Source organism: Pseudomonas bubulae (assembly GCF_037023725.1).
In the GTDB taxonomy this organism is placed as follows: Bacteria; Pseudomonadota; Gammaproteobacteria; order Pseudomonadales; family Pseudomonadaceae; genus Aquipseudomonas; species Aquipseudomonas bubulae.
In genome coordinates this window covers 1,598,136-1,622,978 of record NZ_CP146077.1, presented here as the reverse complement: position 1 = coordinate 1,622,978, position 24,843 = coordinate 1,598,136, and the positions used below count along the sequence as shown (strand labels likewise).

The 24,843-nt window shown below is 58.9% G+C and carries 24 protein-coding genes and 1 riboswitch; of the genes, 11 read left to right on the top strand and 13 right to left on the bottom strand.

Annotation, left to right across the window (positions count from 1 at the left end; genetic code table 11):
* Positions 1–7 precede the first annotated feature (7 nt).
* The 3 genes from V6L81_RS07540 to V6L81_RS07530 form a co-directional block, all read right to left on the bottom strand.
* Positions 8–730: an OmpA family protein gene (locus V6L81_RS07540; RefSeq protein WP_095001554.1), complete on the bottom strand. Its 723-nt coding sequence runs from the start codon at positions 728–730 to the stop codon at positions 8–10.
* A 155-nt stretch (positions 731–885) separates the two neighbouring features.
* A complete protein-coding gene (locus V6L81_RS07535; RefSeq protein WP_338660587.1) occupies positions 886–2,643 on the bottom strand; it encodes a DUF1302 domain-containing protein in 1,758 nt (585 codons plus the stop codon).
* Between the two features lie 141 nt (positions 2,644–2,784).
* The gene (locus tag V6L81_RS07530) at positions 2,785–3,414 is read right to left on the bottom strand and encodes a LysE family translocator (protein ID WP_016779501.1); all 630 of its coding nucleotides are present in this window, start codon (positions 3,412–3,414) and stop codon (positions 2,785–2,787) included.
* A gap of 80 nt (positions 3,415–3,494) precedes the next feature.
* Between V6L81_RS07530 and V6L81_RS07525 the strand changes: the two genes are divergently transcribed.
* The 3 genes from V6L81_RS07525 to V6L81_RS07515 all read left to right on the top strand — a co-directional run bounded on the left by V6L81_RS07525 (position 3,495) and on the right by V6L81_RS07515 (position 6,335).
* Positions 3,495–4,460: a 2-hydroxyacid dehydrogenase gene (locus V6L81_RS07525; protein ID WP_169916806.1), complete on the top strand. Its 966-nt coding sequence runs from the start codon at positions 3,495–3,497 to the stop codon at positions 4,458–4,460.
* A gap of 30 nt (positions 4,461–4,490) precedes the next feature.
* The gene (locus V6L81_RS07520; RefSeq protein WP_095001557.1) at positions 4,491–5,489 is read left to right on the top strand and encodes a class I SAM-dependent methyltransferase; all 999 of its coding nucleotides are present in this window, start codon (positions 4,491–4,493) and stop codon (positions 5,487–5,489) included.
* Between the two features lie 50 nt (positions 5,490–5,539).
* Positions 5,540–5,659, top strand: a riboswitch (yybP-ykoY riboswitch).
* 91 nt (positions 5,660–5,750) lie between these two features.
* A complete protein-coding gene (locus V6L81_RS07515) occupies positions 5,751–6,335 on the top strand; it encodes a TMEM165/GDT1 family protein (protein ID WP_086799543.1) in 585 nt (194 codons plus the stop codon).
* Positions 6,336–6,440: 105 nt separating this feature from the next.
* On the opposite strand, the gene V6L81_RS07510 is transcribed toward V6L81_RS07515, so the two are convergent.
* From V6L81_RS07510 to V6L81_RS07495, 4 genes are read right to left on the bottom strand one after another with little or no spacing between them, the layout of a single operon-like run.
* On the bottom strand, positions 6,441–7,259 hold the full coding sequence (locus V6L81_RS07510; protein WP_095001558.1) for a M48 family metallopeptidase: 819 nt from the start codon (positions 7,257–7,259) through the stop codon (positions 6,441–6,443).
* Between the two features lie 34 nt (positions 7,260–7,293).
* On the bottom strand, positions 7,294–7,920 hold the full coding sequence (locus V6L81_RS07505) for an SOS response-associated peptidase (RefSeq protein ID WP_095001559.1): 627 nt from the start codon (positions 7,918–7,920) through the stop codon (positions 7,294–7,296).
* Positions 7,921–7,971: 51 nt separating this feature from the next.
* Positions 7,972–8,232 carry a putative signal transducing protein gene (locus tag V6L81_RS07500; protein ID WP_095001560.1) on the bottom strand — a complete coding sequence of 87 codons (261 nt, stop codon included), beginning with the start codon at positions 8,230–8,232 and terminating at the stop codon, positions 7,972–7,974.
* Positions 8,233–8,244: 12 nt separating this feature from the next.
* Complete coding sequence (locus V6L81_RS07495; RefSeq protein WP_095001561.1) at positions 8,245–8,427, bottom strand: CPXCG motif-containing cysteine-rich protein; 183 nt, start codon at positions 8,425–8,427, stop codon at positions 8,245–8,247.
* A gap of 105 nt (positions 8,428–8,532) precedes the next feature.
* Here V6L81_RS07495 and V6L81_RS07490 point away from each other — a divergent pair, with 105 nt between their 5' ends.
* Together V6L81_RS07490 and V6L81_RS07485 are read left to right on the top strand one after the other, a co-directional pair.
* Positions 8,533–9,699, top strand: coding sequence for a 1-acyl-sn-glycerol-3-phosphate acyltransferase (locus V6L81_RS07490; RefSeq protein WP_095020337.1), 1,167 nt, complete (start codon positions 8,533–8,535; stop codon positions 9,697–9,699).
* Positions 9,700–9,845: 146 nt separating this feature from the next.
* Positions 9,846–10,052: a hypothetical protein gene (locus tag V6L81_RS07485; protein WP_016779492.1), complete on the top strand. Its 207-nt coding sequence runs from the start codon at positions 9,846–9,848 to the stop codon at positions 10,050–10,052.
* Positions 10,053–10,110: 58 nt separating this feature from the next.
* Here V6L81_RS07485 and V6L81_RS07480 read toward each other — a convergent pair whose 3' ends face one another.
* Positions 10,111–10,695 (bottom strand): YajG family lipoprotein, encoded by a 585-nt coding sequence (locus tag V6L81_RS07480; protein WP_095001563.1) that lies wholly within the window; start codon positions 10,693–10,695, stop codon positions 10,111–10,113.
* Positions 10,696–10,851: 156 nt separating this feature from the next.
* Here V6L81_RS07480 and V6L81_RS07475 point away from each other — a divergent pair, with 156 nt between their 5' ends.
* Both V6L81_RS07475 and mqo read left to right on the top strand, forming a co-directional pair.
* The gene (locus tag V6L81_RS07475; RefSeq protein ID WP_095018287.1) at positions 10,852–11,085 is read left to right on the top strand and encodes a hypothetical protein; all 234 of its coding nucleotides are present in this window, start codon (positions 10,852–10,854) and stop codon (positions 11,083–11,085) included.
* A gap of 693 nt (positions 11,086–11,778) precedes the next feature.
* Positions 11,779–13,287, top strand: coding sequence for a malate dehydrogenase (quinone) (gene mqo / locus V6L81_RS07470; protein WP_095001565.1), 1,509 nt, complete (start codon positions 11,779–11,781; stop codon positions 13,285–13,287).
* Between the two features lie 262 nt (positions 13,288–13,549).
* Here the strand turns inward: mqo and V6L81_RS07465 are convergent, their stop codons facing one another.
* The 5 genes from V6L81_RS07465 to V6L81_RS07445 form a co-directional block, all read right to left on the bottom strand.
* Positions 13,550–13,837 carry a PA4642 family protein gene (locus V6L81_RS07465; protein ID WP_095001566.1) on the bottom strand — a complete coding sequence of 96 codons (288 nt, stop codon included), beginning with the start codon at positions 13,835–13,837 and terminating at the stop codon, positions 13,550–13,552.
* A gap of 51 nt (positions 13,838–13,888) precedes the next feature.
* Positions 13,889–14,383: a hypothetical protein gene (locus V6L81_RS07460; protein ID WP_095001567.1), complete on the bottom strand. Its 495-nt coding sequence runs from the start codon at positions 14,381–14,383 to the stop codon at positions 13,889–13,891.
* A gap of 55 nt (positions 14,384–14,438) precedes the next feature.
* On the bottom strand, positions 14,439–16,154 hold the full coding sequence (locus tag V6L81_RS07455) for an ABC transporter ATP-binding protein/permease (RefSeq protein ID WP_338660586.1): 1,716 nt from the start codon (positions 16,152–16,154) through the stop codon (positions 14,439–14,441).
* Positions 16,155–16,294: 140 nt separating this feature from the next.
* Positions 16,295–16,855 carry a response regulator transcription factor gene (locus V6L81_RS07450; RefSeq protein WP_016779485.1) on the bottom strand — a complete coding sequence of 187 codons (561 nt, stop codon included), beginning with the start codon at positions 16,853–16,855 and terminating at the stop codon, positions 16,295–16,297.
* A complete protein-coding gene (locus V6L81_RS07445; protein WP_095001569.1) occupies positions 16,848–18,110 on the bottom strand; it encodes an ATP-binding protein in 1,263 nt (420 codons plus the stop codon). The genes V6L81_RS07450 and V6L81_RS07445 overlap by 8 nt, the downstream gene beginning before the upstream one ends.
* A gap of 382 nt (positions 18,111–18,492) precedes the next feature.
* Between V6L81_RS07445 and V6L81_RS07440 the strand changes: the two genes are divergently transcribed.
* The 4 genes from V6L81_RS07440 (at position 18,493) to V6L81_RS07425 (ending at position 24,791) form a co-directional block, all read left to right on the top strand.
* The gene (locus tag V6L81_RS07440) at positions 18,493–19,209 is read left to right on the top strand and encodes an SIMPL domain-containing protein (RefSeq protein WP_338660585.1); all 717 of its coding nucleotides are present in this window, start codon (positions 18,493–18,495) and stop codon (positions 19,207–19,209) included.
* 414 nt (positions 19,210–19,623) lie between these two features.
* The gene (locus V6L81_RS07435) at positions 19,624–21,249 is read left to right on the top strand and encodes an ABC transporter substrate-binding protein (RefSeq protein WP_095001571.1); all 1,626 of its coding nucleotides are present in this window, start codon (positions 19,624–19,626) and stop codon (positions 21,247–21,249) included.
* Between the two features lie 297 nt (positions 21,250–21,546).
* Complete coding sequence (locus tag V6L81_RS07430; RefSeq protein ID WP_095001573.1) at positions 21,547–23,145, top strand: ABC transporter substrate-binding protein; 1,599 nt, start codon at positions 21,547–21,549, stop codon at positions 23,143–23,145.
* 281 nt (positions 23,146–23,426) lie between these two features.
* Positions 23,427–24,791 (top strand): OprD family porin, encoded by a 1,365-nt coding sequence (locus V6L81_RS07425; RefSeq protein ID WP_095024053.1) that lies wholly within the window; start codon positions 23,427–23,429, stop codon positions 24,789–24,791.
* Positions 24,792–24,843 lie beyond the last annotated feature (52 nt).

Sequence of the window (24,843 nt, the reverse complement as noted above, 5' to 3'; positions counted from 1 at the left end):
GTAATGATCAAGGGTACTGCTGCACCTGACCCGGCTGCTGGTATTGCATGCCCGGGATTGGCGCCAGTGTCACTTGTACGCGACGGTTCTGTGCGCGGCCATCTGCGGTGGCGTTGCTGGCAATCGGATCAGCCGGGCCCATACCTTTGACTGACAGGTACTGGCCGCTCACACCTTGAGACGTCAGGTAGGTCGCTACGCTTTGCGCACGCTGCTGGGAAAGCTGCATGTTGTAGTTGTAGTTACCGGTGCTGTCGGTGTAACCCACGATCTGGATCAGGTTCTGGTTGTTGAACTGCTTGAGCGAATTCGCCAGGTTGTTCAGCGGCTGATAGAAGCTGGGCGCAATGTTGGCCGAGTTGGTCGCGAAGGTAATGTTGCCTGGCATCACCAGGGTGATGTTGTCGCCCTGACGCTGAACTTCAACGCCCGTGTTGGCCATGCTCGCACGCAGGGCTGCTTCCTGCTTGTCGGCGTAATAGCCATAACCGGCTGCACCCAGGCCTGCCACGGCAGCACCGATCAGCGCGCCCTTGCCACGGTTGTTATGGTCGATGGCAGCACCCGCCACAGCACCCGCCAGAGCCCCCAGGCCACCGTAGGTGGCAGTCTTGCTCAAGCCCGTCCCGGAAGACCCCTGGCCCTGGTTGTCATACGGGTTAGGCGTAGCGCAGCCAGCCAGCAAGGCCACCGCACTTGCAGCAACAATCAAACGACGCGAAATGAACATGGTGAAGCTCCTGATCAATCTTTCTAGGGGCAAAGGCCATTGGCATTAGACCTTTATAAATCTTGGAACACGACCAACGTTAAAAATTCCTTGGGTCGTAAACATTCGCACCCCACAAACAATAGTCGCCCGAACGCCTCCCAACAAATTCCGGCCTAGAACTTCACACCCATCGTCAGCGCCACAAAGTCGCGGTCACTGAGGGTGTTGTAGCGCCCACCAAAAAAATTGGTGTACGACAGGCTGCCGGTGTAGGTGCTTTGATAGTCACCCTCCAGCCCCAGGGAGATGGCTTTGCGGCCCTCTTCGAAGCTGGCATCGGGCCCCGGCGAATAGCCGCTGACATCATGGGACCAGCCCAGATTGGGCTTGAGGTTCACCCCGGGAACAACGCTTCTGTATTCCCACACTGCGCGACCACGGTAGCCCCAGGAGGTGGCCGTGGTGAAGCCGTCATTACCTTCAGAGCCAAACACCGGATCACGCCCGTAACGCAGCCCTGAAGGGCTATCCAGGCCACCAACCCGGGTCACCCCCACTTCACCGGTCACGGTCAGGTGATCGGCACCCATCGCGTTGTCGAACACATGGCTGAGGGACGTCTGGAACCGGGTGACTTCCTTGCGCCGATAGCCCTGCACATCTGCGCCGGGAGTGACGCTCAGTGGCGATGCATCGGCAAGCCCGGGCAGCAACGTGACATTGGCGTACAGCAAGTCGTTGCTGTTGAGTTGCACCGGCGCATTGGGACGGTAACTCAACTCGCCCTTCCAGGCCGTGCCTGTGGATAAAGTGGTGGAGAAGCTCAGGCCGTAAAGGCGGATGTCTTCAGGGTATTCAACGTAATAGCCCGAATTGCCGGCAACAACCATCGGCGCCAGCCCTCCGGCGCCTGCTGCCGCCTTATAGGCCGACTGCGGCGCCGCGCTGGCGCTGGGGATCGGGTCGCGACTGTGGTAGTTCATGAAGTAGGCACCGAACTCGGTGCCCAGCGGCTCGAACACATAGTGCATCGCCACCCCGAACTGCCCGCTGTTGCGCGCATAACGATTGGCGCCACGGCGTACCAGCACGCCCTCCTCGTTCACCTCAACCCCGGCACCGGTCAGCGCGGCGAGGTCGGCCACATCGAGTGCCGAACGCTTGCTCATGACCCGGTAATTGCCGCTGCAGCCGTCAGCCATCACGTCTGACCGGGAGAAAAACGTCCCGCAGTTGTCCGCTTCGGACGGCTCCCAATCCAGCTGAAAAAAGGCTTCAGCCGACAGGTTGTCGGTCAGGTTTTGCGAGAGATAGAACAGGTTGACCGGCACCAGGCCATCTTTGAACTCAGTGCCAGGCCGACGATAGGCGGCAGGGTCGGTGGGGTTGATCGCATTGATGCCGCCACCGATAAACGCACTTTCGCCCCAACTGACCACCTGTTTACCCAAGCGGACTGCGCCGGGCTGATCGGCAATGGCGTAGTTGTGGTAAACGAACGCATCGAGCAGTTGCGCGCCGGCCGATTGCGCGCTGGCTCGGCGGCCTGAGTCACTGATGGGCTTGAAGGGGCGGCTGTCGTCCTGCAACTCGAAGTCATACCAATACTTGCCGCGCACATACAGGCCGCTGTCGCCGTACTTGAGTTCCAGTGCGTGCATGCCGGTAAAGATTTTCGAAAAAGTTTCGCCGCGTTTGAAGTTAAGGCGGCCATCGTCCGAAATGGCCGATTGCCCCGTGCCGCCATTGTTGGCGCCTATCAGTTTGCTGTCGGCCCTGGCGGTGGACCAACTGGCGCCGATGGACAGCTCGGTATCGATCTGCCCCTCAACCGGGCCGACATTGAAGCTCACGCCCCAAGCGGACGTCGACGCAAGGCTGACTGCCAGCGCCAGCCTGGCGCGGCGCCAGGACCGGTGGACTGAGGACATCGATACTTCTCCGTGGGCACACTGCAATAAGCCCGCAAGGATGAAGCAAATCCAGTTTTTGACAAGAACCCGACCATCTCCCCGTAGCTGCTGCCGGACGCAGCCTTCGTTCCTCGGCAGCTGCTACGGAACCAAGGTGTGTCAATGCATCTCGGTAAACGCCAGTTTCACGCCCAACGCCACCAGTACCGCCCCCATGGTGCGGTCAAACCAGTGACCCATGCGGGCAAAGCCTGTACGCACGCGCTGATGGCTGAACAGCATCGCGACCATGCAGAACCACACACCGGTTGCCACTGCCAGGTACACGCCATAACCGGCCTGGATCGACAGCGGGGTGTGCGGGTTGATCACCACGGTAAACAGCGACAGGAAAAACAGCGTCGCCTTGGGGTTCAGGCCGTTGGTCACAAAGCCCGACGTGAAAGCCCCGCGTGCCGTGCGCTCGCCCACCGGCAAGCTGGCCGCCAACGCCGCAGGATCAGCCGGTTTGGCCCGCAGTGCCTTGATGCCGATATACAGCAGATAAGCCGCTGCCAGCCATTTCAGGGCGTTGAACAGGACAATCGATTGCGACACGATGATGCCGATACCCAGCAATGAATAGCCGACATGGACAAAAATCGCCGTGCCCACACCAAACGCGGTAAACATCCCGGCACGGCGGCCGTGAGTGACGCTCTCGCGTACTACCACGGCAAAATCAGGCCCGGGGCTGGCCACCGCCAACAGGTGAATCAAGGCTACGGTCAAAAATTCTGTCCAGTACATGCACGGCTCCATTACAAATTGTTTCTTCTGTTAGGCTCGCCACATTACGCCTTCATTTCACAGCACAAAAGGTACAGTTGATGACTAACACTCAGCGCGCCGTATTCCTTGATTACACCTCACTGGACCTGGGCGATCTCGACCTCGACCCGCTGCGTCGCAGCTTCGGCGACTTGCAGCTGTGCGCAGACACCACGCCAGCCAATGTGATCGAGCGTCTGCAAGGCGTCAGTGTGGCCATCAGCAACAAAGCGCTGCTCAACGCCCAGACCCTGGCTGCCTGCCCGGAGCTGAAGTTGATTCTGGTGGCAGCCACCGGCACCAACAACGTCGACCTTGAGGCCGCCCGAGCCCTGGGGATCACCGTGGCCAACTGCCAGGGCTACGGCACGCCATCGGTGGCGCAGCACACCCTCGGCCTGCTGCTGGCACTGGCTACGCGCCTGGTCGATTACAACAAGGCCGTGGCCGACGGCCAGTGGCAGCAAGCGAAGCAGTTCTGCCTGCTGGACTTCCCGATTGTCGAGCTGGAAGGCAAGACCCTGGGCCTGTTCGGTCACGGCGAGTTGGGCAGTGCGGTCGCGAAACTGGCCGAAGCCTTCGGCATGCGCGTGCTGATCGGCCAGATCCCGGGGCGCCCGGCCCGTGCCGGGCGCCTGACGCTGGACGAACTGCTGCCCCAGGTCGACGCGCTGACCTTTCACTGCCCGCTCACCGAGCATACGCGTAATTTTATCGGCGCCCGCGAACTGGCACTGCTCAAACCCGGGGCCTTTGTGGTCAATACCGCACGTGGCGGCATGATCGACGAACAGGCACTCGCCGACGCCCTGCGTAGCGGCCATCTGGGTGGCGCGGCCACCGACGTGCTCAGCGTCGAACCACCACGCGACGGCAACCCATTGCTGGGGGCCGACATTCCGCGCCTGATCATCACCCCGCACAGTGCCTGGGGCAGTCGTGAAGCACGCCAGCGCATCGTCGGCCAACTGGCGCAAAATGCCGAAGCGTTCTTCAACGGTACAGCGCTGCGGGTCGTCAGTTGATAGACTGCGCCCCTTTTTGAGGAGCAGATTATGGATCCGCGCAGTGAAGTACTGCTTCGTCAGCCTGAATACTTTCAAGGCTCGGTGCTATTGGTCGGCTTGCCCGCTGACGAACTGCTGGGCGAACTGCCCGATGCCCATGGCTGGTGCTGGCATGCCGGCGACCAGGCCGCGCTCGACGCCCGCTTTGCCGGGCGTGTGCAGTTCGGTGTCGATATCCCTGAGCGGGCGTTCGACACCGCCGTGGTGTTCCTGCCCAAGTCCAAGGAACTGAGCGACTACGTGCTCAAGGCCGTGGCCGCCCGCCTGCCGGGTGCCGACGTGTTTCTGGTCGGTGAAAAAAAGGGTGGCATTGAAGGCGCGTCCAAGCAACTGATCCCGTTCGGCAAGCCGCGCAAACTCGATAGCGCGCGGCATTGCCAGCTGTGGCAAGTGACGGTGGATAACGCCCCGCCCGTGCCGGTACTGCACGACCTGGCGCAACATTACGAACTGCCGCTGCCCGAAGGCCCGCTCAAGGTCGTGAGCCTGCCGGGCGTGTTCAGCCACGGTCGCCTGGATCGCGGCAGCGCCCTGCTGCTTGAGCATCTGGACAAGTTGCCCAGCGGCCACGTGCTGGACTTCGGCTGCGGTGCGGGTGTGCTCGGGGCTGCGGTCAAGCGCCGCTACCCGCACAACAACGTCACCCTGCTCGACGTGGATGCCTTCGCCACCGCCAGCAGCCGTTTGACCCTGGCGGCCAACGGTCTGGAAGGGGAAGTGATTACCGGCAACGGCATCGACGCCGCGCCCATGGGTTTGAACACGATTCTGAGCAACCCGCCGTTCCACGTGGGGGTGCATACCGATTACCACGCCACCGAAAACTTGCTGCAAAAAGCAGTGAAGCATCTGAAATCAGGTGGCGAACTACGGATTGTCGCCAACAGCTTCCTGCGATATCAACCGCTGATCGAAGAGCATTTCGGTGCCTGCACGGTCAAGGCCGAGGGCCAGGGTTTCCGGATTTACAGCGCCAAGCGCCGTTAAGCCTGCGGAAAAATAAGAGCTTGCCGGATCGGATTTGCCTAGGCAGAATCCGCTCCGTCCTAGGGGAGTAGTCTCCCACGAGCGTCAAGCTCGTCCGGCATACGTCAACATACTTGGTCAACAGACCATGGCGTATGCGACCCAGGTGTCCGCACAGACGGACCGGGGTTTGACAAGACCTATGACACGAACACCTTACCCGGGGCGGGGAGGCTGTACGTGTCATAGCCGTGTCGACCCGCCCCTGGAAACCACCTGATGATGCTCGATTCCCTGCTTGTCCCTACTGCAATCGTTGCCTTGGCCGAAATCGGCGACAAGACGCAACTGCTCGCCCTTATTCTGGCCGCACGCTTTCGCAAACCCTGGCCGATAATCGCCGGTATCGTGGTCGCGACCCTGGCCAACCATGCCGCCGCCGGTGCTGTAGGCGCCTGGTTCAGCACGTTCTTCAGCGACGCCATGCTGCACTGGATCCTCGCCGCGAGCTTTACCGCCACCGCGCTGTGGACCCTGGTGCCGGACAAGATGGACGACGACGAAGCCAGCACCGCACGCAAGTACGGGCCGTTCGTGACCACATTGATCACCTTCTTCATTGCCGAAATCGGTGACAAGACCCAGGTGGCGACGGTGATGCTCGCCGCACAATACCCGGATCTGTGGCTGGTGATTATCGGTACAACCCTGGGCATGCTGATTGCCAACGTGCCGGTGGTTTTGGCGGGCAACTTTGCCGCTGACAAACTGCCGTTGACCCTGATCCGCAGACTGGCTGCCACCGCGTTCGTAGTACTGGCTGTAGTGGCCGTGTACAAGGCGATGCAGATCAGCGGCTGGGTGTAACCCACACTTTGTGTGGAAGCGGGCTTGCTCGCGATACAGGCACTGCGGTCTTTCAGTTGAACCGCGTAGACGCCATCGCGAGCAAGCCCGCCCCCACAACAAGCGTCACGATTTCGGCGCTTGCTGATACAGCGGCATCACCTTCGGAATGGCCGCCTCCAGCGCAGCAATCCGGCTGCTTGAAGCCGGATGGGTGCTCATGAATTCAGGCGGCGCATTCTGTGATTGCTGAGCCATTTTCTGCCACAGGGTGATCGCCGCATTCGGGTTGTAGCCCGCACGGGCTGCCAGCTCCAGACCGATCAGGTCCGCTTCGTTTTCATTGCTGCGGCTGTTGGGCAAGGTCAGGCTGTAGTTCACCACCGTGTCGGCCAGGCCCAGGCTGTCCTGGCCCAGGCCCAACAAGGCGCCAGCACCCTGCTTGGCGATTTCGATGCCATAGGCCTTGGACATGGATTCACGCCCGTGCTCACGCAAGGCGTGGGCAATTTCATGGCCCATGATCGCGGCAATTTCATCGTCACTCAGTTTGAGTTGCTCGATGATCCCGCTATAAAAGATGATCTTGCCGCCAGGGCCGCAGTTGGCGTTGAGCTCGTCACTCTTGATCAGGTTGACTTCCCAGTTCCATTGCGCGGCATCCGGGCGAAAGGCCGGCGCCTGGGCAATCAGTCGGTTGGCGATCGCCTGCAGGCGCCTGGCGTTGGCGCTGGTCTTGTCCAGGACGCCCTTGGTGCCCGCCTCGCTGACGGTCTGTTGATACGACTGGGCGTACATCTGGTCAACCTGCTGGCTCGACAGCATGCTGAACATGTACTGCTTGCGCTCTACGCCCACGGCGCCGCCATTGGTGGTATTCACCGCCTGGCATCCACCCAGCAACAACCCGGCGCCCACGGCGCACACTACCGCTAACTTACCCATCAAAAATCTCCATAAAGATGGCGCGTATCGTATCTCAACCCGGCGTCAGGCACTCGGGCGCGTTGAGTTTTGGATCGTTGACCAGATTGGCCAGCGGTCTTTCTCGCAGCGGCATCTGCGCACTGGCCAGCAGTGCCTGCAAGGCCTGCAGCGGAGTCTGAGGGTCAAGCCAGGCCTGCTGGCCAGCCTCATCCAGAATCAGCGGGCGACGCTGGCTGGCCGCTGCCTGTGTAATCACGGCGGTGCTCAGCCACACATGCCCCTCAACGGGGTATGCCTCCCAGATACCGGCAAAAAACAGCGAGGAGCCTTCACCCGGCGTCAGCCAGTAGGGGCGTTTACGGGTCGTGCCGCGCCATTCATAAAAGCCGTTGGCCGGGATCAGGCAGCGGCGCTCACGCAAGGCATCGCGGAACATGGGCTGCTCGGCCACGGTTTCAGCACGGGCATGGGCCGGAGTCCGTGACAGGTCGGTCAGCCACGCCGGGGTCAGGCCCCAGCGCGCTCGCGCCAGCTCTCGCTGGCCAGGCTCAGCACCGGCGCGCAGAATCAATACCGAATCATTCGGCGAAATATTCCACTGGGCCTGCTGATCCGCCGGGAAACCGGGCAAGGCTGCAAATGCAGGGTTCCAGCGAAACAGGGCAAAACGTCCACACATGGGGCAGCACAACTCTTCTTTTGTATAGCAATGAATAAACCGTCGCTGGCATCAGCAATCCAGCACATCGGGGAAACTCTCAGGCTCATCACCAGCCACCGGTGACGCGGCATTGTACGCATCGATCAACTCCCGTGCGTATTGCGCCCGATCATTGGCCACCGCCAGGCCGAGCAAGCCGAACACCGGCAGCTCCCCCGTGGCGCCGACCAGATCACGGCCCTGTAGCCGGGCCTCGACCCCTTCACTGGCCAGCATGCCCAGCAACAGTTCGGCTTCCATCAGGTTTTCCGGCTCGTAGATGCGTTGCATGGTCTTCACTCACTACTCATTCTCGGTATGTACATCGAGCATCCATTCATGGCCATCGGTCTGAAGGTGAAAAAGGATCGGCCGACAGCACACCGGGCAGTCTTCGATGTAGCTCTGATCACCCCCCGACAGGTCGAGCACCGCTTCAGCCGGCTCGCCGCAATAGGGGCATTCATAGTGTTCAGTTTCAAGCATCGCGGTCTCCAGAGTGACTTGTGCGTATAATCGCCGGTCTATTAGCAGGGCTATTATTTTTGCCCTGCCCTGCGTACCAACCCTAGTCGTTTCCAACAAGAGAGCATGATGGGCCAATTCGATAGCATCCGACCTTACGACGACGCCGAAGTACCAGCAGTGCTGGCCCGGCTGCTCAGCGACAAGGCGTTTCTGGATATCCTGACCCACTTTCGCTTTCCGCGCCTGGCCGGCGCTTTCGGTTGGCTGTTAAAACCACTTATAGCTCATCGCCTGCGCAAAGAGTTCGCCAGCGTCAATTCGGTCGCGGCCCTGCAGGACAAGGTCGAGGTGTACGTCGATCGCACCATCGAACATGCCACCGACGGCGTAACCTATACCGGCGTCGAGCAACTGAAATCCGGCAGCGCCTACCTGTTTCTGGCCAACCACCGCGATATCGTGATGGACCCGGCGTTCGTCAATTACGCCGTGTACCACGCCGGCCTGCCAACGCCGCGCATCGCCATTGGCGACAACCTGCTGCAAAAGCCGTTTGTCAGCGATCTGATGCGCCTGAACAAGAGCTTTATCGTGCACCGCTCGATCACCGGGCGCCGGGAAAAGCTCGCGGCTTATCAACTGCTGTCGGCATACATCAACCACTCGATCCGCAACGACTGCCAGTCAATCTGGATCGCCCAGGCTGAAGGCCGGGCCAAGGACGGTGATGACCGTACCGATTCGGCGATCCTCAAGATGTTTCATATGAGCCGTAAAAACGAGCCGTTTGCCGAGGTCATTCAGTCATTGAACCTGACCCCGGTTTCCATCAGCTACGAATACGACCCCTGTGACCAGGCCAAGGCCCGCGAGCTGTTTATCCGCGCCACTACCGGCACCTACAGCAAGGCTCCTGGCGAGGACGACACCAGCATCGCCAACGGCATTACCGGCTACAAGGGTCGCGTGCACGTGAACTTCGGGGCGCCGGTGACCGAGTTGTTCGAAGACAGCAAATTGCTGGCCGCCGAAATGGATCGTCATATCCTCGGTGGCTACCGCCTGTTCCCCGCGCACTACCTGGCGTATGCGCAGTGGAGCGACCACGACCCCGAGTTACAAGTGCCGACGGCCGCAGAGGTATTCGGTGCCGAAGAACTGGCCAAGGCCCAGGAAGAATGGCAACGCCGCCTGGACGCCTGCCCGGCCGAGCACCGTCCGTATCTGGTGCTGCAATACGCGATGCCGGTGCGTAACCAGTATCGGATCAAGGCTGGCCTGGCGCTGTAACCCAATAAACCCGTGGGAGCGAGCCTGCTCGCGAAGGTTGTTCGCGAGCAGGCTCGCTCCCACAGAAGGGCTTAAATTCTGCTGTCACCGTATCGTCATATTGAGAGGCCACTCTGTGGCCCCTCGACACCGACACGGAGCTTGTCATGCTGCACGCAGAAAACCAGGACCGCCTTTACCTTATCGCGCCCAGCGACGAACAACAGGCATTGATCGAGGGTTTGGCCTTTAACGTGCAAGACCGCCACTGGCTGGTTTACTGCGCCCTGAGCGGCCACGCCCATGCCGACCTGCCCGAGACAGACCTGCTCACCGGCGTCAGCCGGCTGGAGCTGTATGCCGAAGCGGCCTGAATGTTTCGAACACAAAAAAGCCCGAGCTCACTGAGTTCGGGCTTTTTATTTTACCGGCTTACTCGCTGAGCAAACGACCGATGGACGGGTCCTTGAACACACGGGTCAGGGCATCACTCAACACATCGCTCACCAGCTTGGTGTTGGTCTCCTGGTTCGGCGCCATGCCGAAGCGCTGATCCAGGGACGCGCCATAACGGCCGCTGTAGGTACGACCACCGTTCTTCACATCGGAACGGAAGGTCGCGCCAATGGTGGCTTCAGTCACGTACATGGTGTCCTTGGGCGACTGATACTTGAGTTCGGCCAGGGTCACGGTCAGCGTTGGCGCGTTCATCGCATTGGCTGTCGGAGTGAAACCCAGCAAGCGCACGGCTGCTTCAGCCTGGGCTTGCAGCTTGGGAACCAGGTCGGCACTGCTGACGCTGATCGCGCTGGTCTCGGGGTACATGCCACCACGGGTCCCCAGGGTTGGGGAAGGACGACCGTCCACCACACGCACAACCACCGGCTGGCCACGACCCACTGGCGCAAGCTGGGTGGTCAGCTTGGGTTGCGGGCTGAGTTGTTGCGGGCTGTGGGCGCAGCCGACCAGGGTCAAACTGGTCACAGTAATCAAACCGAACAACAGGCGTTGCAACATGCTTATCTCTCCAGGACTGGGTATAACAGGCCGTCAGTATAGGGTGCCGGACGCCTGCGAACTAGCGGCTTGCCGTCACCCGCCTGTCATCGCCAATTCATCCGTATGTCACCTGCACAGGGCATAGTCTCGACGACTGACTCAACAGGTGCCGCCATGAACATGCTCTTGACCCTGCTCGGCTTCAACCGCCCCGAGCGCTGCTTCGCCCGCCTGGATTCGGCAGGTCGCTGCCAGGCCTTCAAGCAGTGCAAACAACCGCCGGTCGGCGACAGCTGGGTCGAAATCGAAGAAATCCGCCTTAACTGGTTGCACCAGGTGCTACCTGCCAACGCCCGTATTGCCTCGCCCGCAAGGCATTCGTCAGGGCACCCGCTGCCGGGCCTCTGAACGGCGCACCAATAAAAGTCATTTAACAGGATCAATTGCCCACGTTTCTTCGCTACAATCTCCCCCCGATTATAAGGACGTCTCCTGATCGGGCCCCGCAACATCGCTAATGCGCTTGTATTGGCACCCCAAAACCGCCCACAGAGAGCCGCCCACACAGATCATGTGAAGCTGGCGCGCTTGAATTTCATTGCGTAACCCCCACTTTCTGCATGGTCTGCCAGAGCTGCCACAACGCTCGGCCACTGGTTCGGTGCCCAGCGTGCGGTAGCCCTTTTTTGAGGTTCACGTCTTCAAGAGAGCGTGAAAAAAACGGGTTTCACAACTTCACAAGAGTGTGGCGAGCAAATGAAAAGTTTTGCGTCTGAACATGCACCATTAGCGTCTGATATTGCCTCACCAAGCAGGATCGAAGTCGGCTCCACAGCACGAGACTGAAAGCCTGTCCGCTTACGGATTTGGTTGCACAAACGGACGCTCTAGACATTAAGTCGAATTGCCTCCCGAGTACTGAAATGCGTTCATATGAACCTTGAAGGCCCGGTTGGTGGCGTCCGCTAAAGTTGCAAGAAATTGCGAAGAATCGGACATGGCGATCCTGGCCATGAGTGGCCCGGGGCTAATCAGAACCACGCCCCGGACACCTGGCAGCTATGCCGTCAATTTGGTGCCGTAGATTTTGGAGACGCGTTAATGGCGCATAACGAAGCAGTCGACGTAGTACTGGTTGGGGCGGGCATCATGAGTGCCACCCTCGCCGTACTGCTCAAAGAGCTCGACCCCGGCATTAAGCTGGAAGTTGTTGAGCAAATGGACTCAGGTGCTGCGGAGAGTTCCAACCCGTGGAACAACGCAGGCACCGGTCACGCCGGCCTTTGTGAGCTGAACTACACGCCGCAGGCGGCTGATGGTTCGATCGACATCAAAAAGGCTGTGCATATCAATGCCCAGTTCGAAGTGTCGAAACAGTTTTGGGCCTACCTGGCGCAAAAAGGCACCTTCGGTTCCTGCAAGTCCTTCATCAGCCCGGTTCCTCACCTGAGCTACGTTGAAGGTGAAAAAGGCGTGTCGTTCCTGAAAAAACGCTTTGACGTGCTGAGCAAGCACCATGCGTTTGCCGACATGGAATACACCGAAGACAAGGCCAAAATGACCGAGTGGATGCCCCTGATGATGCCGGGCCGCCCTGCGGATCAGCTCATCTCGGCCACCCGCGTGGAACATGGCACCGATGTCAACTTCGGCGCCCTGACCCAGCAACTGCTCAAGCATCTGGCCAGTGCACCGGACACCCAGATCAAGTACAGCAAAAAAGTCACCGGCCTCAAGCGTAACGGTAACGGCTGGACAGTAAGCATCAAGGACACCAACAGCGGCAATACTCGCCACGTTGATGCCAAGTTCGTATTCCTGGGCGCCGGTGGCGCGGCCTTGCCGCTGCTGCAAGCCTCGGGCATCGAAGAAAGCAAAGGCTATGGCGGCTTCCCGGTCAGCGGCCAATGGCTGCGTTGCGATAACCCGGAAGTGGTCAAGCTGCATCAGGCCAAGGTTTACAGCCAGGCTGCCGTCGGCTCTCCGCCGATGTCGGTGCCGCACCTGGACACCCGTGTGGTCGATGGCAAAAAGTCGCTGCTGTTCGGACCTTATGCCGGTTTCACCACCAAGTTCCTCAAGCATGGTTCGTTCCTTGACCTGCCGATGTCGATCCGTCTGGGCAATATCGGGCCGATGCTGGCCGTGGCTCGCGACAACATGGACCTGACCAAGTACCTGGTCAGCGAAGTGCGCCAGTCGATGGAACAACGCCTGGAGTCCCTGCGTCGTTTCTATCCACAGGCCAAGGCTGAAGACTGGCGTCTTGAGATTGCCGGGCAACGGGTACAGATCATCAAGAAAGACCCGAAAAAAGGCGGTGTGCTGCAGTTCGGTACCGAACTGGTTGCGGCCAAAGACGGTTCGCTGGCCGCTCTGCTGGGGGCTTCGCCGGGCGCCTCGGTAACCGTTTCGATCATGCTGGACCTGATCGAGCGCTGCTTTGCGCAGAAAGCCACGGGCGAGTGGGCGACCAAGCTCAAGGAAATCTTCCCTGCACGGGAAAAGGTCCTCGAAACCGACGCCGACCTGTACCGCGAAATCAGCACCCGCAACTCCGAGCTGCTGGAACTGGTTACGCCTAAAACAGCCAGCACCAGTATCGCTTAATGCAACATTGACGTTTCATGCGTCATAAAAAGCCCCTCGCCCTGTTTCAGGGCGAGGGGCTTTTTTGTTGCCCTGATTCGGGGCACTGCAAAGGCGTAAGCCCAATGCAAGGTAACTCGTGAATCAGAACATGAAACAAGATCCGTAGCAGCTGCAGGAACACTGCAGCTGTGGGAGCGAGCCTGCTCGCGAAGGTCGTTCGCGAGCAGGCTCGCTCCCACAATAGGGCTTGACCTGCAACAGAGTATCTAAAGGGTGTGGATCAACCGCGAGCCTGGTTGATCAGCTCGATGTAGTCGTCAGCATTGCGCTGGTCCTTGATGATGTCCACGAACGTCTGACCCTGTTCGTCTTTGCCATCCAGGTCGTAGCCAGCTTCCTTGAAGAAAGCCAGGAAGCGCCCGAAGTCATCGATGCGCAGGCCACGATAAGCCTTGATCAGTTTGTGCAGCGACGGTGAAGTAGCGTCCACAGGCTCAAAGTCCAGGAACAACTTGATCTGCTCGTCGCCGATCTCGTCACCAATCAACTGCTTTTTGTCTTTACGCATGTCCGGCTCCAGCCTGTTGATACTTCACGGGGCCCGCAGTTTACCCAAGGCTTATCGTGCGCGCACGCTGCCGGTATGCAAGTCGGCCCAAATATGGCCATTGGCATAGGTCAAGAACTGGACATAAAGCGTGTCATTGCGCAGCAAATCAATCACGACCCGATACTGGCTCTGTGGATAAGACAAGCTCAGGGTTCGCGTCTTGCTGTCGAACACGGGCTTTTTCAGGCTTTTGCTTTCGCCATCAAATGAAATCAGCACCTGGCGCACGGTAGCGCCCTGGCTCATCGGCTTGCCCTTCAAGCGCACCAGCAGTGGCGAAGTCACCGGGATAGGCTGCTGATTGGACTGGCGCTGGCTACCCACCACCACCGAGTACGAAGTCACCAGCATCAACTGCTGTTGCTCGGGCACTTCGCTGCGCACTTGCAGATCATCGGCAGGCAGAAACTGCCCGTGCAACAGCGGTGTGGCCACAGGAGCCGCCGCCAGAGGCAAGCTTGCCAGCAGCAGGCTCAGGGCAACACTGCGAAATAGAAGACTCATGTCAGGTTCCAGAAAGCGGGAAGCAGCACTCTAGCATGTCGCGCGCCCGCCTCTTCTACTGTGCAACCAGTTGCCCCGCCACGATCCGCACATGCTGCGGATGAAAGCGCGCCAGGCTGCTGCGATGGCCCACGCTGACAATGCTCAAGCCCGGCAGTTGATCGATCAGGGCCTGGTACACCATGGCCTCGTCTTCCTCGTCCATTGCCGAGGTTGATTCATCCATATACAGCCACTGCGGGCGATACAGCAGCGCGCGGGCAAAAGCCAGGCGCTGCTGCTCACCACCGGACAGCAAGCGTTGCCAGTGATTGATCTCATCAAGCTTGGGAATCAGGTGCTCAAGCCGGCAAGTACGCAGCACCTCTTCATAACGCTCAAGGGTGTAGGTGTCCCCGGTCTGTGGATAACTCAGGGCATCGCGCAAGGTGCCTATGGGCAAGTAGGGTTTTTGCGGCAGAAACAGCGCACGCTCGCGGGGCATGCGGATCGCCCCGCCCCCTCGAGGCCAAAGCCCGCCCATCGCCCGCAGCAAGGTACTCTTACCACTGCCGGAGCGACCGCTGAGCATCAGCCTCTCACCCTCCTGCACCTGCAGGCTGGCGTCACGCAGCAGCGGGCGACCATCGGCCAGATCCAGGCTCAAGTCATGGATCTGCAAGTTTTCGCCCAGATGCTGCACATCAATCGCCGGGCTGCGCTGCTCGTTGTCGGTCATGGCCTGACGAAAACTCAGCAACCGGTCGCAGGTGGCACGCCATGCCGCCAGAGTCACGTAGGCATCGATAAACCAGCTGAAGTTCTCTTGCACATTGCTGAAGGCCGAGTTGATTTGCATCAGCTCACCCAGCTCGATCTTGCCGGAAAAGTAACGCGGGGCCGCGACGATAAACGGAAAGATAATGGCGATCTGCGAGTAACCGGCGGTGAAAAACGTCAGGCGTTTTTGTACCTTCATTTGCGTCCAGAAGTTTTTCCAGACCTTGTTGAAACGCGTGCTCAGTTGCTCATGCTCATTGGCTTCGCCGTTGTACAAGGCAATGCTCTCGGCATTCTCGCGCACCCGCACCATCGAGAAACGCAAGTCAGCTTCGAAGCGCTGTTGCTGGTTGCTCAAGCCAATCAGCCGCCGACCGATCAGATGCGCCAGCCAACTGCCCACGGCGGCATACAACAGCGCGCACCAGAACATATAGCCGGGGATGGTGATGCCAAAGACTTCGATGCTGCCCGAAACGCCCCACAGGATGATCGAAAACGACACCAGGCTGACCACGTTACGGATCAGCCCCAGGCCCAGGGTCAAGGTGCTGTCGGTGAACGAATTGATATCTTCACTGATGCGCTGGTCAGGGTTGTCGGTATAGCCGCCCTGCTCCAGCTGGTAATAGTTCTTGTGGGCCAGCCAGCGTGCGAAGTGCTGCTCGGTAAGCCAGCGGCGCCAGCGAATGGTCAGCATCTGGGTCAAATAGAGCCGATACACCGCGCCGACAATACCCGCCGCGGCAATGATGCCGAAGTAGCCGATCAGGCTCCAGAACGCCTTGGCGTCCTTGTTTTCCAGGGCATTGTAGAAGTCCTTGTACCAGTGGTTGATCCACACCGAAATGCCCACGCTGACCAGCGACAAGGCAACCACGGCGATCAACAGCAACCACGCCCTGGCGCGTTCTTCGCTGCGCCAGTAGGGGGTTATGAGGCGCCACACCCGAGGGATGAAATCCCCACGCACAGCATCATTCACGACAGAAGGCTCGGCGTTCTGATTCATCGTTCAGGCTCGTTCGGAGTAAAGAGCAACCTGCAAGCCGGTCAGGACAACCGGCCCACGACGCTGGGACACGTCTTGTTACAGGTTAGAAGCTGTAGCCGTCAGCATGCAAGGCGCAATGCAAATGCTACAGCTCCCGTTCAGCGTCGCACCGGACGCTTCTGCAATTTGCGCTGCAAGGTACGCCGATGCATGCCCAGGGCGCGGGCAGTGGCCGAAATATTGCCTTCATGCTCACCCAGCACGCGCTGGATGTGTTCCCACTGCAGGCGGTCAACCGACATCGGGTTGTCCGGCACCAGGGTTTCCAGGTCGGCATGCTGGGACAGCAAGGCGGCGAGCACGTCATCGGCATCGGCTGGTTTGCACAGGTAGTTGCAGGCTCCGCGCTTGATCGCCTCAACGGCGGTGGCGATGCTCGAATAACCGGTGAGGATCACCACCCGCATCTCCGGGTCGAGTTCCAGCAGCTTGGGCAGCAGGACCAGGCCGGAATCGCCGTCCATTTTCAGATCCAGCGCGGCAAAATCGGGCAGATCCTGTTGTGCCAAGATCAGCCCCTCTTCGGCGGAACCTGCCGTGCTCACGCGAAAACCGCGTCGGCTCATGGCGCGAGCCATCACACGGGTAAAAGTGGCGTCGTCATCTACCAACAACAAATGCGGCAGTTCTTCGCCTTCGACCTGAATTTCTTCACTCATTTTCATTTCCTCGGGCGACACGTGGCAGGCGCAGCTCAGTGAGCGTACCGCCATCCTCATGACTGTAGAGTTTTACCGAGCCGCCAGCGCGGGTCACGCTGGCCTTGCTCAAGAATAGGCCCAGACCGAAGCCTTTGCCCTTGGTAGTAAAAAAGGGTTTGCCGATTTGTTCGGCGATGGCCAACGGTACACCCGGACCGTGGTCACGAATACTGATTGTCAGATCAACCGCATCCCAGTCGACTGTCACTTCCAGCCCTTCCGGGCAGGCATCGGCGGCATTGTTGAGCAGGTTGAGCAGCGCCTGGGTCAAGTCAGGTGGCGGCGCCAGGCGCGGAACCGGCGCGTGGCCCAGGCACTGGAAGCGATAAGTGGCTTCAGGCCGCATCAAGTGCCAGCGGTTCAGGGCCTCATCCAGCCATTGCGTAACGTCCTGAACCTCGATCGCCAGCCGACGGTTGGCCTCGGCTGCGCGCACCAGTTGCTGCAGGGTTTCCTTACACAGTTTGACCTGATCCTGAAGCACGCTCAGATCGTCCTGCAAATCCGGGTCAAGGTGATCGCGACGCATCTCCTTGAGCAGCACGCTCATGGTCGACAACGGCGTCCCCAGTTCATGGGCTGCACCGGCCGCCTGCGTGGCCACGGCCAGCAATTGCTGGTCGCGCAGGCCTTCTTCACGGCGCAGGGCGCGCAGTTCTTCCTGACGGCGCAGCTCTTCGCCCATCTTGGCTGCAAAAAATGTAATCACGGCCGCAGACAGCGCAAAACTCAACCACATGCCATAAATCTGCAGCTTTTCGCGAAAGAACGGCACGGTATCTATAGGGTAGAACTGCATCAACAGCAGCGTATACAGCGCCAGCGCAATCCCGGTCAGCACCAGCGAATAGCGCCAGGGCAGCGTGACGGCGGCGATGGTCAGCGGCACCAGATAATACGAAACAAACGGGTTGGCCGAGCCACCCGAAAAGTACAGCAGGGCACTGTGGATAAACAGGTCACAGGCCAGTTGCAGCGCATATTCCAGCTCAGTCACCGGCCAGGTGGTGCGCAACCGGATTGCGGTAAACGCGCACAACAGCATGGAAAAACCGAGGGTGATACTCAGCTGGAACCAGGGCAGCGGCAGCAGGTTGAACAGATAGGCAAAGCCCACTGAACCCGCTTGCGCGGCCAGCACCAACATGCGGATAAACGTAAGACGCCAGAGGTTCTGGCGTGTTGCGGACAATAACTGAACGGGGGCGAGCATGAGCTCTCCTGATGAGCGCTCCAGGCGGATCACCGGGAGTATAACCAAGCAGGCGGCCCCGCAGGCAAAAGTGCGGCAAACAGCCACAGTGTTTTTTATGAAAATGCGGCTAAAAGCCTGCGTAAAAAACGCCCTCGTAGCAGCTGCCGAAGGAACGAGGCTGCGTTCGTCTGCGAAGCAGTCGCGAAATCAGACATTGCGATCTATTAGTTAAATCTGGTTCTCAGCATTGACGACCGCTTCGCGCTCGAACGCAGCCTCGTTCCTTCGGCAGCTGCTACGCAATCTGTGGAGACCATATGTATCGAAAATGTAATTGGGCGAACTGATGGCCACTGATTAGAGTCATATGGCCATTGCTGTTCTCAATCAAGGAGCTTCCATGTCCAACTTCCAACGCACCGCTGCCCTTTTGACCCTGAGCATCGGCGCACTTGCCAGCCTGCCGGCCCTGGCAGATGACATTCATTACAACCAGATTTCCCTGCGTGCCGAAGCCAGCCAGGAAGTGCCTCGCGACTTGATGATCGTGACGCTCTATACCGAAGCGCAAAATACCGACGCCGCCAAGCTGGCCGCAGAAATCACTACGTCGATGAACAAAGCCATCGGCCAGGCCAAATCCGTCAAGGAAGTCACCCTGCGCCAGGGCAATCGCAACAGCTACCCGATTTACGACAACAAAACCCAGAAGATCACCGGTTGGCGTGAACGCGCAGAACTGCGCCTTGAAAGCACCGATTTTGCAGCTCTGTCCAAGCTCACCGGCGATCTGATGCAAACCCTGAAAATGGGCAGCATGCAGTTCACCGTCGCCAATGCCACGCGCAAAACCAGCGAAGACGCGCTGCTCAAGGACGCTGTCAATGCGTTCAAGGCCCGCGCCCAGTTGGCCACCGACGCCCTGGGCGGCAAGGGTTACAAGATCGTCAACCTGAACCTCAACACCAACGGCTACCCGCAACCTTACCTGCGCAGCGCAATGATGATGAAGGCCGCAGTCCCGGCGATGGACTCGGCGCCTACCCCGGAAGTCGAAGCCGGCACCAGTGAAGTCAGCATGAGTGCCGATGGCGTGATTGAAGTGCAGATGCAGTAAGCCTGATACGCCCTGCCAACCCCTGAAGCCAGACCGTTTCAGGGGTTTTTTTATGCCCCCGGGAAAACGCCTGCAATCGTTCTAGAATTCTAAGGTGATTACCTGCAGCAGCGCTGCCCTTCACAACAATGTTTCCCGCACCGGGGTATTGATTAGTAACAACACTGTCCTAAAACAGTGCAAGAAGGTCGCAAAAGCCCCCCGCAGATGTAAGCAAATGAGTCGAAATGCCATGCGCAAACGATCAAATGCGTCATAAGTTATATAAAAGCGACATTCCTGTACGATCGTCCCACCTTTTCAAGCTTCAACTGCTTCCACATATTGCATTGGGTATGGGCTGTGCATAAGTATCGCCGGGTCGACTCATAAGGTCGCCCTCAAACCAAAAATGACAAAAATCATGAGGCCACCATGTTCAAACACGCGGTCATTCCGTTTTTACTAGGCGCCAGCCTGTTGGCAAGTGCACCTTTCGCCCACGCTGCTTCCAACCTGGTGTTTTGCTCTGAAGGCAGCCCGGCAGGTTTTGACCCTGGCCAGTACACCACCGGTACTGACTTTGATGCGTCGGCCGAGACCATCTTTAACCGCCTGAGCCAGTTCGAACGTGGCGGCACCAAGGTTGAGCCCGGCCTGGCGACCAGCTGGGATGTCTCGCCAGATAACCTGACATGGACCTTCCACCTGCGTGATGGCGTCAAGTTCCACACCACCCCTTACTTCAAGCCAACCCGCGATTTCAACGCCGACGACGTGCTCTTCACGTTCAACCGCATGCTCGACAAAGACATGCCGTTCCGTAAGGCTTACCCCACCGAATTCCCTTATTTCACCGACATGGGCATGGATAAAAACATCGCCAAGGTGGAAAAAATCGACGACAAGACCGTCAAGTTCACCCTGAACTCGGTCGATGCCGCGTTTATCCAGAACATGGCGATGCACTTTGCATCCATCCAGTCCGCCGAGTACGCCGACAAACTGCTCAAGGAAGGCAAGCCTGCCGACATCAACCAGAAACCGATCGGCACCGGCCCGTTTGTGTTCAAGAGCTACCAGAAAGACTCGAACATCCGCTACACCGGCAACAAGGACTACTGGAAGCCAGAAGACGTCAAGATCGACAACCTGATCTTCGCCATCACCACCGACCCCTCGGTACGCGTCCAGAAGCTCAAGAAGAACGAGTGCCAGGTCACCCTCTTCCCGCGTCCGGCCGACCTCAAGGCCCTGAGTGAAGACCCGAATCTGAAGATGCCCCATCAAGCGGGCTTCAACCTCGGTTACATCGCCTACAACGTGATGGACAAGATCAAGGGCAGCAACGAGCCAAACCCGATGTCCCAGCTCAAGGTCCGCCAGGCCCTGGACATGTCGGTGAACAAACAGCAGATCATCGACTCGGTGTACCAGGGTGCAGGCCAACTGGCGGTGGGTGCCATGCCACCGACCCAATGGTCCTATGACACCAGCATCAAGGACGCACCTTTCGATCCGGAAAAAGCCAAACAACTGCTCAAGGAAGCAGGCGTCAAGGAAGGCACCGAGATCGTGCTGTGGGCCATGCCGGTGCAACGCCCGTATAACCCCAATGCCAAGTTGATGGCTGAAATGCTGCAGTCGGACTGGAGCAAGATCGGCATCAAGGCCAAGATCACCAGCTACGAATGGGGCGAGTACATCAAGCGCTCCAAAGGCGGCGAGAACGGCGCGATGCTGATTGGCTGGAGCGGCGACAACGGTGACCCGGACAACTGGCTCGGCACCCTGTTTGGCTGCGACTCGCTGGAAGGCAACAACTTCTCCAAATGGTGCGACCCGGAGTTCGACAAACTGGTCAAAGCCGCCAAGGCCACCACCGATATTGCAGAGCGCACAAAACTGTACCAACAGGCGCAGCAACGACTCAAAAGCCAGATTCCGATGACACCTATCGCACACTCGACGGTGTATCAACCGATGCGCAAAAACGTAGAAGATTTCAAGATCAGCCCGTTTGGCCTGAACTCCTTCTACGGGGTCAGCGTCGGCAAATAACAAGGACCGGTGAATGCGGCTACAAGGCTGCATTCACTTATCTACCAGGACGGTGGAAATCACCTACAGCCTAAAGCCATATCTGACTACATCAGAGGCTATAGGAAGCCAAGACGATTCCTACAAGATTGTCAGATCCCATGTATTTACTGCTGAGCGCCGGCTGCTTAACTTCGGCCAAGGGCAGTCTATTGCAGCGGGTGAGGCGCAGTAGTTGATGGCATCGACGCCCTGAACCGTACGCCTTCGATCAAGGCGCGCTCAGGACTCAAAAATAAAAAAAGGATAGGGAACGCCATGCGCAACCCTCTGGTTTTATCAGTATTGATCGGCGCCGGCGTACTTGCCGGCAGCCCACTCGCAAACGCAGCCAACAGCCTGGTGTTTTGTTCCGAAGGCAGCCCGGCCGGTTTTGACACCGCGCAGTACACCACCGCCACCGACAACGACGCGGCCGAGCCCATTTACAACCGCCTCGCTGAATTTGAAAAAGGTGGCACCGCAGCCGTTCCGGCCCTGGCAACGAGCTGGGATGTTTCCGAAGACGGCCTGACGTGGACGTTCCACCTGCGTGACGGGGTCAAGTTCCACACCACCAAATGGTTCACCCCGACCCGCAACTTCGATGCCGATGACGTGCTCTTTACGTTCAACCGCATGCTCAACCCGGACCATCCCTTCCGCAAGGCCTACCCCACCGAGTTCCCGTACTTCAACGGCATGAGCCTGGACAAGAACATCGCCAGCGTCGAAAAAACCGGTCCCATGACCGTGGTCATGAAACTCAACTCGGTAGACGCCGCTTTTATTCAAAACCTGGCCATGAGCTTTGCCGCCATCCTGTCGGCCGAATACGCCGACCAGTTGCTCAAGAGCGGCAAGCCCAGCGATATCAACCAGAAGCCTGTCGGCACCGGCCCGTATGTGTTCCAGCGTTATCAGAAAGACTCGAACATCCGCTACGCCGCCAACAAGGACTATTGGGCCCCCAGCCAGGTCAAGCTCGACAACCTGATTTTCTCGATCAGCGTCGATGCCTCGGCGCGCATGCAAAAGCTGCGTAAAAACGAATGCCAGGTCTCGCTCAACCCGCGCCCGGCCGACGTTGCCGGCCTCAAGGCCGATCCGAAGCTGCAGGTGATTGAAAAGCCCGGCTTCAACCTCGGTTACATTGCCTACAACGTGCAGCACAAACCGTTCGACCAGTTGCAGGTGCGCCAGGCCCTGGACATGGCGGTCAACAAGGACGAGATCCTCAAGGCGGTGTATCAGGGCGCAGGCCAAAAAGCCGTCAACGCCATGCCGCCAACGCAATGGTCCTACGACGAAACCATTACCGACGCCCCCTACAACCCGGAAAAAGCCAAAGAGCTGCTCAAAGCCGCTGGGGTCAAGGACGGCACCGAAATAACCCTGTGGGCCATGCCCGTACAGCGCCCCTACAACCCGAACGCCAAGCTGATGGCCGAAATGCTGCAGTCGGACTGGGCAAAAATCGGCCTCAAGGTCAAGATCGTCAGCTATGAATGGGGCGAGTACATCAAACGCACCAAAAATGGCGAACACGACATCAGCCTGATCGGCTGGACCGGCGACAACGGTGACCCGGACAACTGGCTCGGCACCCTCTACAGCTGCGACGCAATCGGTGGCAACAACTACTCCATGTGGTGCAACAAGGAGTACGACACCCTGGTCAAGAATGCCAAGGTCGTGACCGATCGCGATCAGCGCACAGTGCTCTATAAACAGGCCCAGCAGTTGCTCAAGCAACAGGTGCCGATCACCCCCATTGCGCACTCCACGGTCAACCAGCCGCTGAGCGCCAAAGTTGAAGGGTTCACGGTCAGCCCCTTTGGCCGTAACGCCTTCTCAGGTGTCAGCCTCAAGGACTGAGTACTCCTATAGAGCAGTGCCACTGTGGGAGCGAGCCTGCTCGCGAAGTCCTCAAGAGCAGCGCGGTATCGCCAACGACCTTCGCGAGCAGGCTCGCTCCCACAACAGAGATCACTAACAACACCGCTCTTTCAGCAGGTCACTTAACCCATGGCCCGCTAAAACTTCGCCAAATCTGCACCAGGCAAACGTTTGCAATGCTTTAAATCGTTTCACAACAGCCGAGTCATCACAAAAAAAGACCGGCCATAAAAAGAAGAAACCAAAGAGGAGCCTCAACCATGAAACTCACCAGCCGCGCGTTATTGGCCTTGTCCATCAGCAGCATCACTGCGATGGCCAATGCCGATGAATTCATGCCGACCGAACTCAAAGCCAGCAGCGCTCAAAGCGAGACCAAGGGCTTTGTCGAAGACCAGACCCTGGGCGGCACTACCCGCAACTGGTACGCCAACGAGCTCAAGCGTCGCGATGACCGTTTCAGCTACAACAACCACGGCACCCGTGAATCCACCCCGCGCCGGATCAACTGGGTACAGGGCACCATCCTCGACTACAAGTCGGGCTTCACCGAAGGCACCGTAGGCTTCAGCACCCAGGTCGCGGCTTACAACGCCATTGCCCTGGACCGCGACGCCAAGGACATCGCCGGGCCAAACAACCGCACCCTGACCCACAGTGACGGCGACGCCGTCGGCCAGTGGAGCAAGCTGGGCCTGGCCAACCTCAGCGCCCGCATCTCCAACACCACGCTGACCGTAGGCCGACAGAACTTCAGCAGCCCGACCATCGACGTGATCGGTAACCGCGCACTGCCTTCCAGCTTTCAAGGGGTGGGCCTGCACAGTGAAGAGTTCAACAACCTGTCGTTCGATGCCGGCTCCTTTGACCGCGTGTCCCCGCGAACCGAGTCGAGCCTGAGCAAGTTCCGCAGCGAATACGGCGCAACCGGGGTTGAAACCGATCGCGCCAGCGTCGCCGGCCTCAATTACCAGCCGTTCAAGAGCCTGAAGACCACGCTGTACGCGACCCACGTTGAAGACTTCTGGAACCAGTACTACTTCGGCGCCGTACACGACATGGGCGACAACGCCACCCTGGGCCTGAATACCAACTTCAACTACTACAAGACCCTGGATACCGGCAGCAAGGCCCTGGGCAACATCAACAACGACGCCTACAGCCTGGCCTTCGCCCTGACCCACCAGGCCCACACCCTGAGCCTGTCGTTCCAGCAGATCGTCGGCGACGAGTACTTCGACTACCTGCACGAAACCAACGGCATCTACCTGGCCAACTCCCTGCTCTCGGACTTCAACGGCCCGAACGAGAAATCCCTGCAACTGGCCTACAGCATCAATATGGCGCAGTACGGCATTCCGGGCCTCAAGTTCAACGCCTACCACGCCCGCGGCTGGGATATCGACGGCACCAAGTACACCGGCACCGCCTACGACGTGAAGAACATGGACGGCGAAACCCATTACGAGTACAGCGTTGGCACGTCCTATGCAATCCAAAGTGGCCCGCTGAAAGCCACCGCGATTCGCGCGACGTACACCACGCACCGCGCCAGCAAAAACCAGTCTGACGGCAACATCAACGAATTCCGCCTGGTGACCACCATTCCGTTCAACATTCTGTAAAAAACTGCTCAAACCCGAAGGCTGCGGCTGATTCGACGAATCAGCCGCAGCC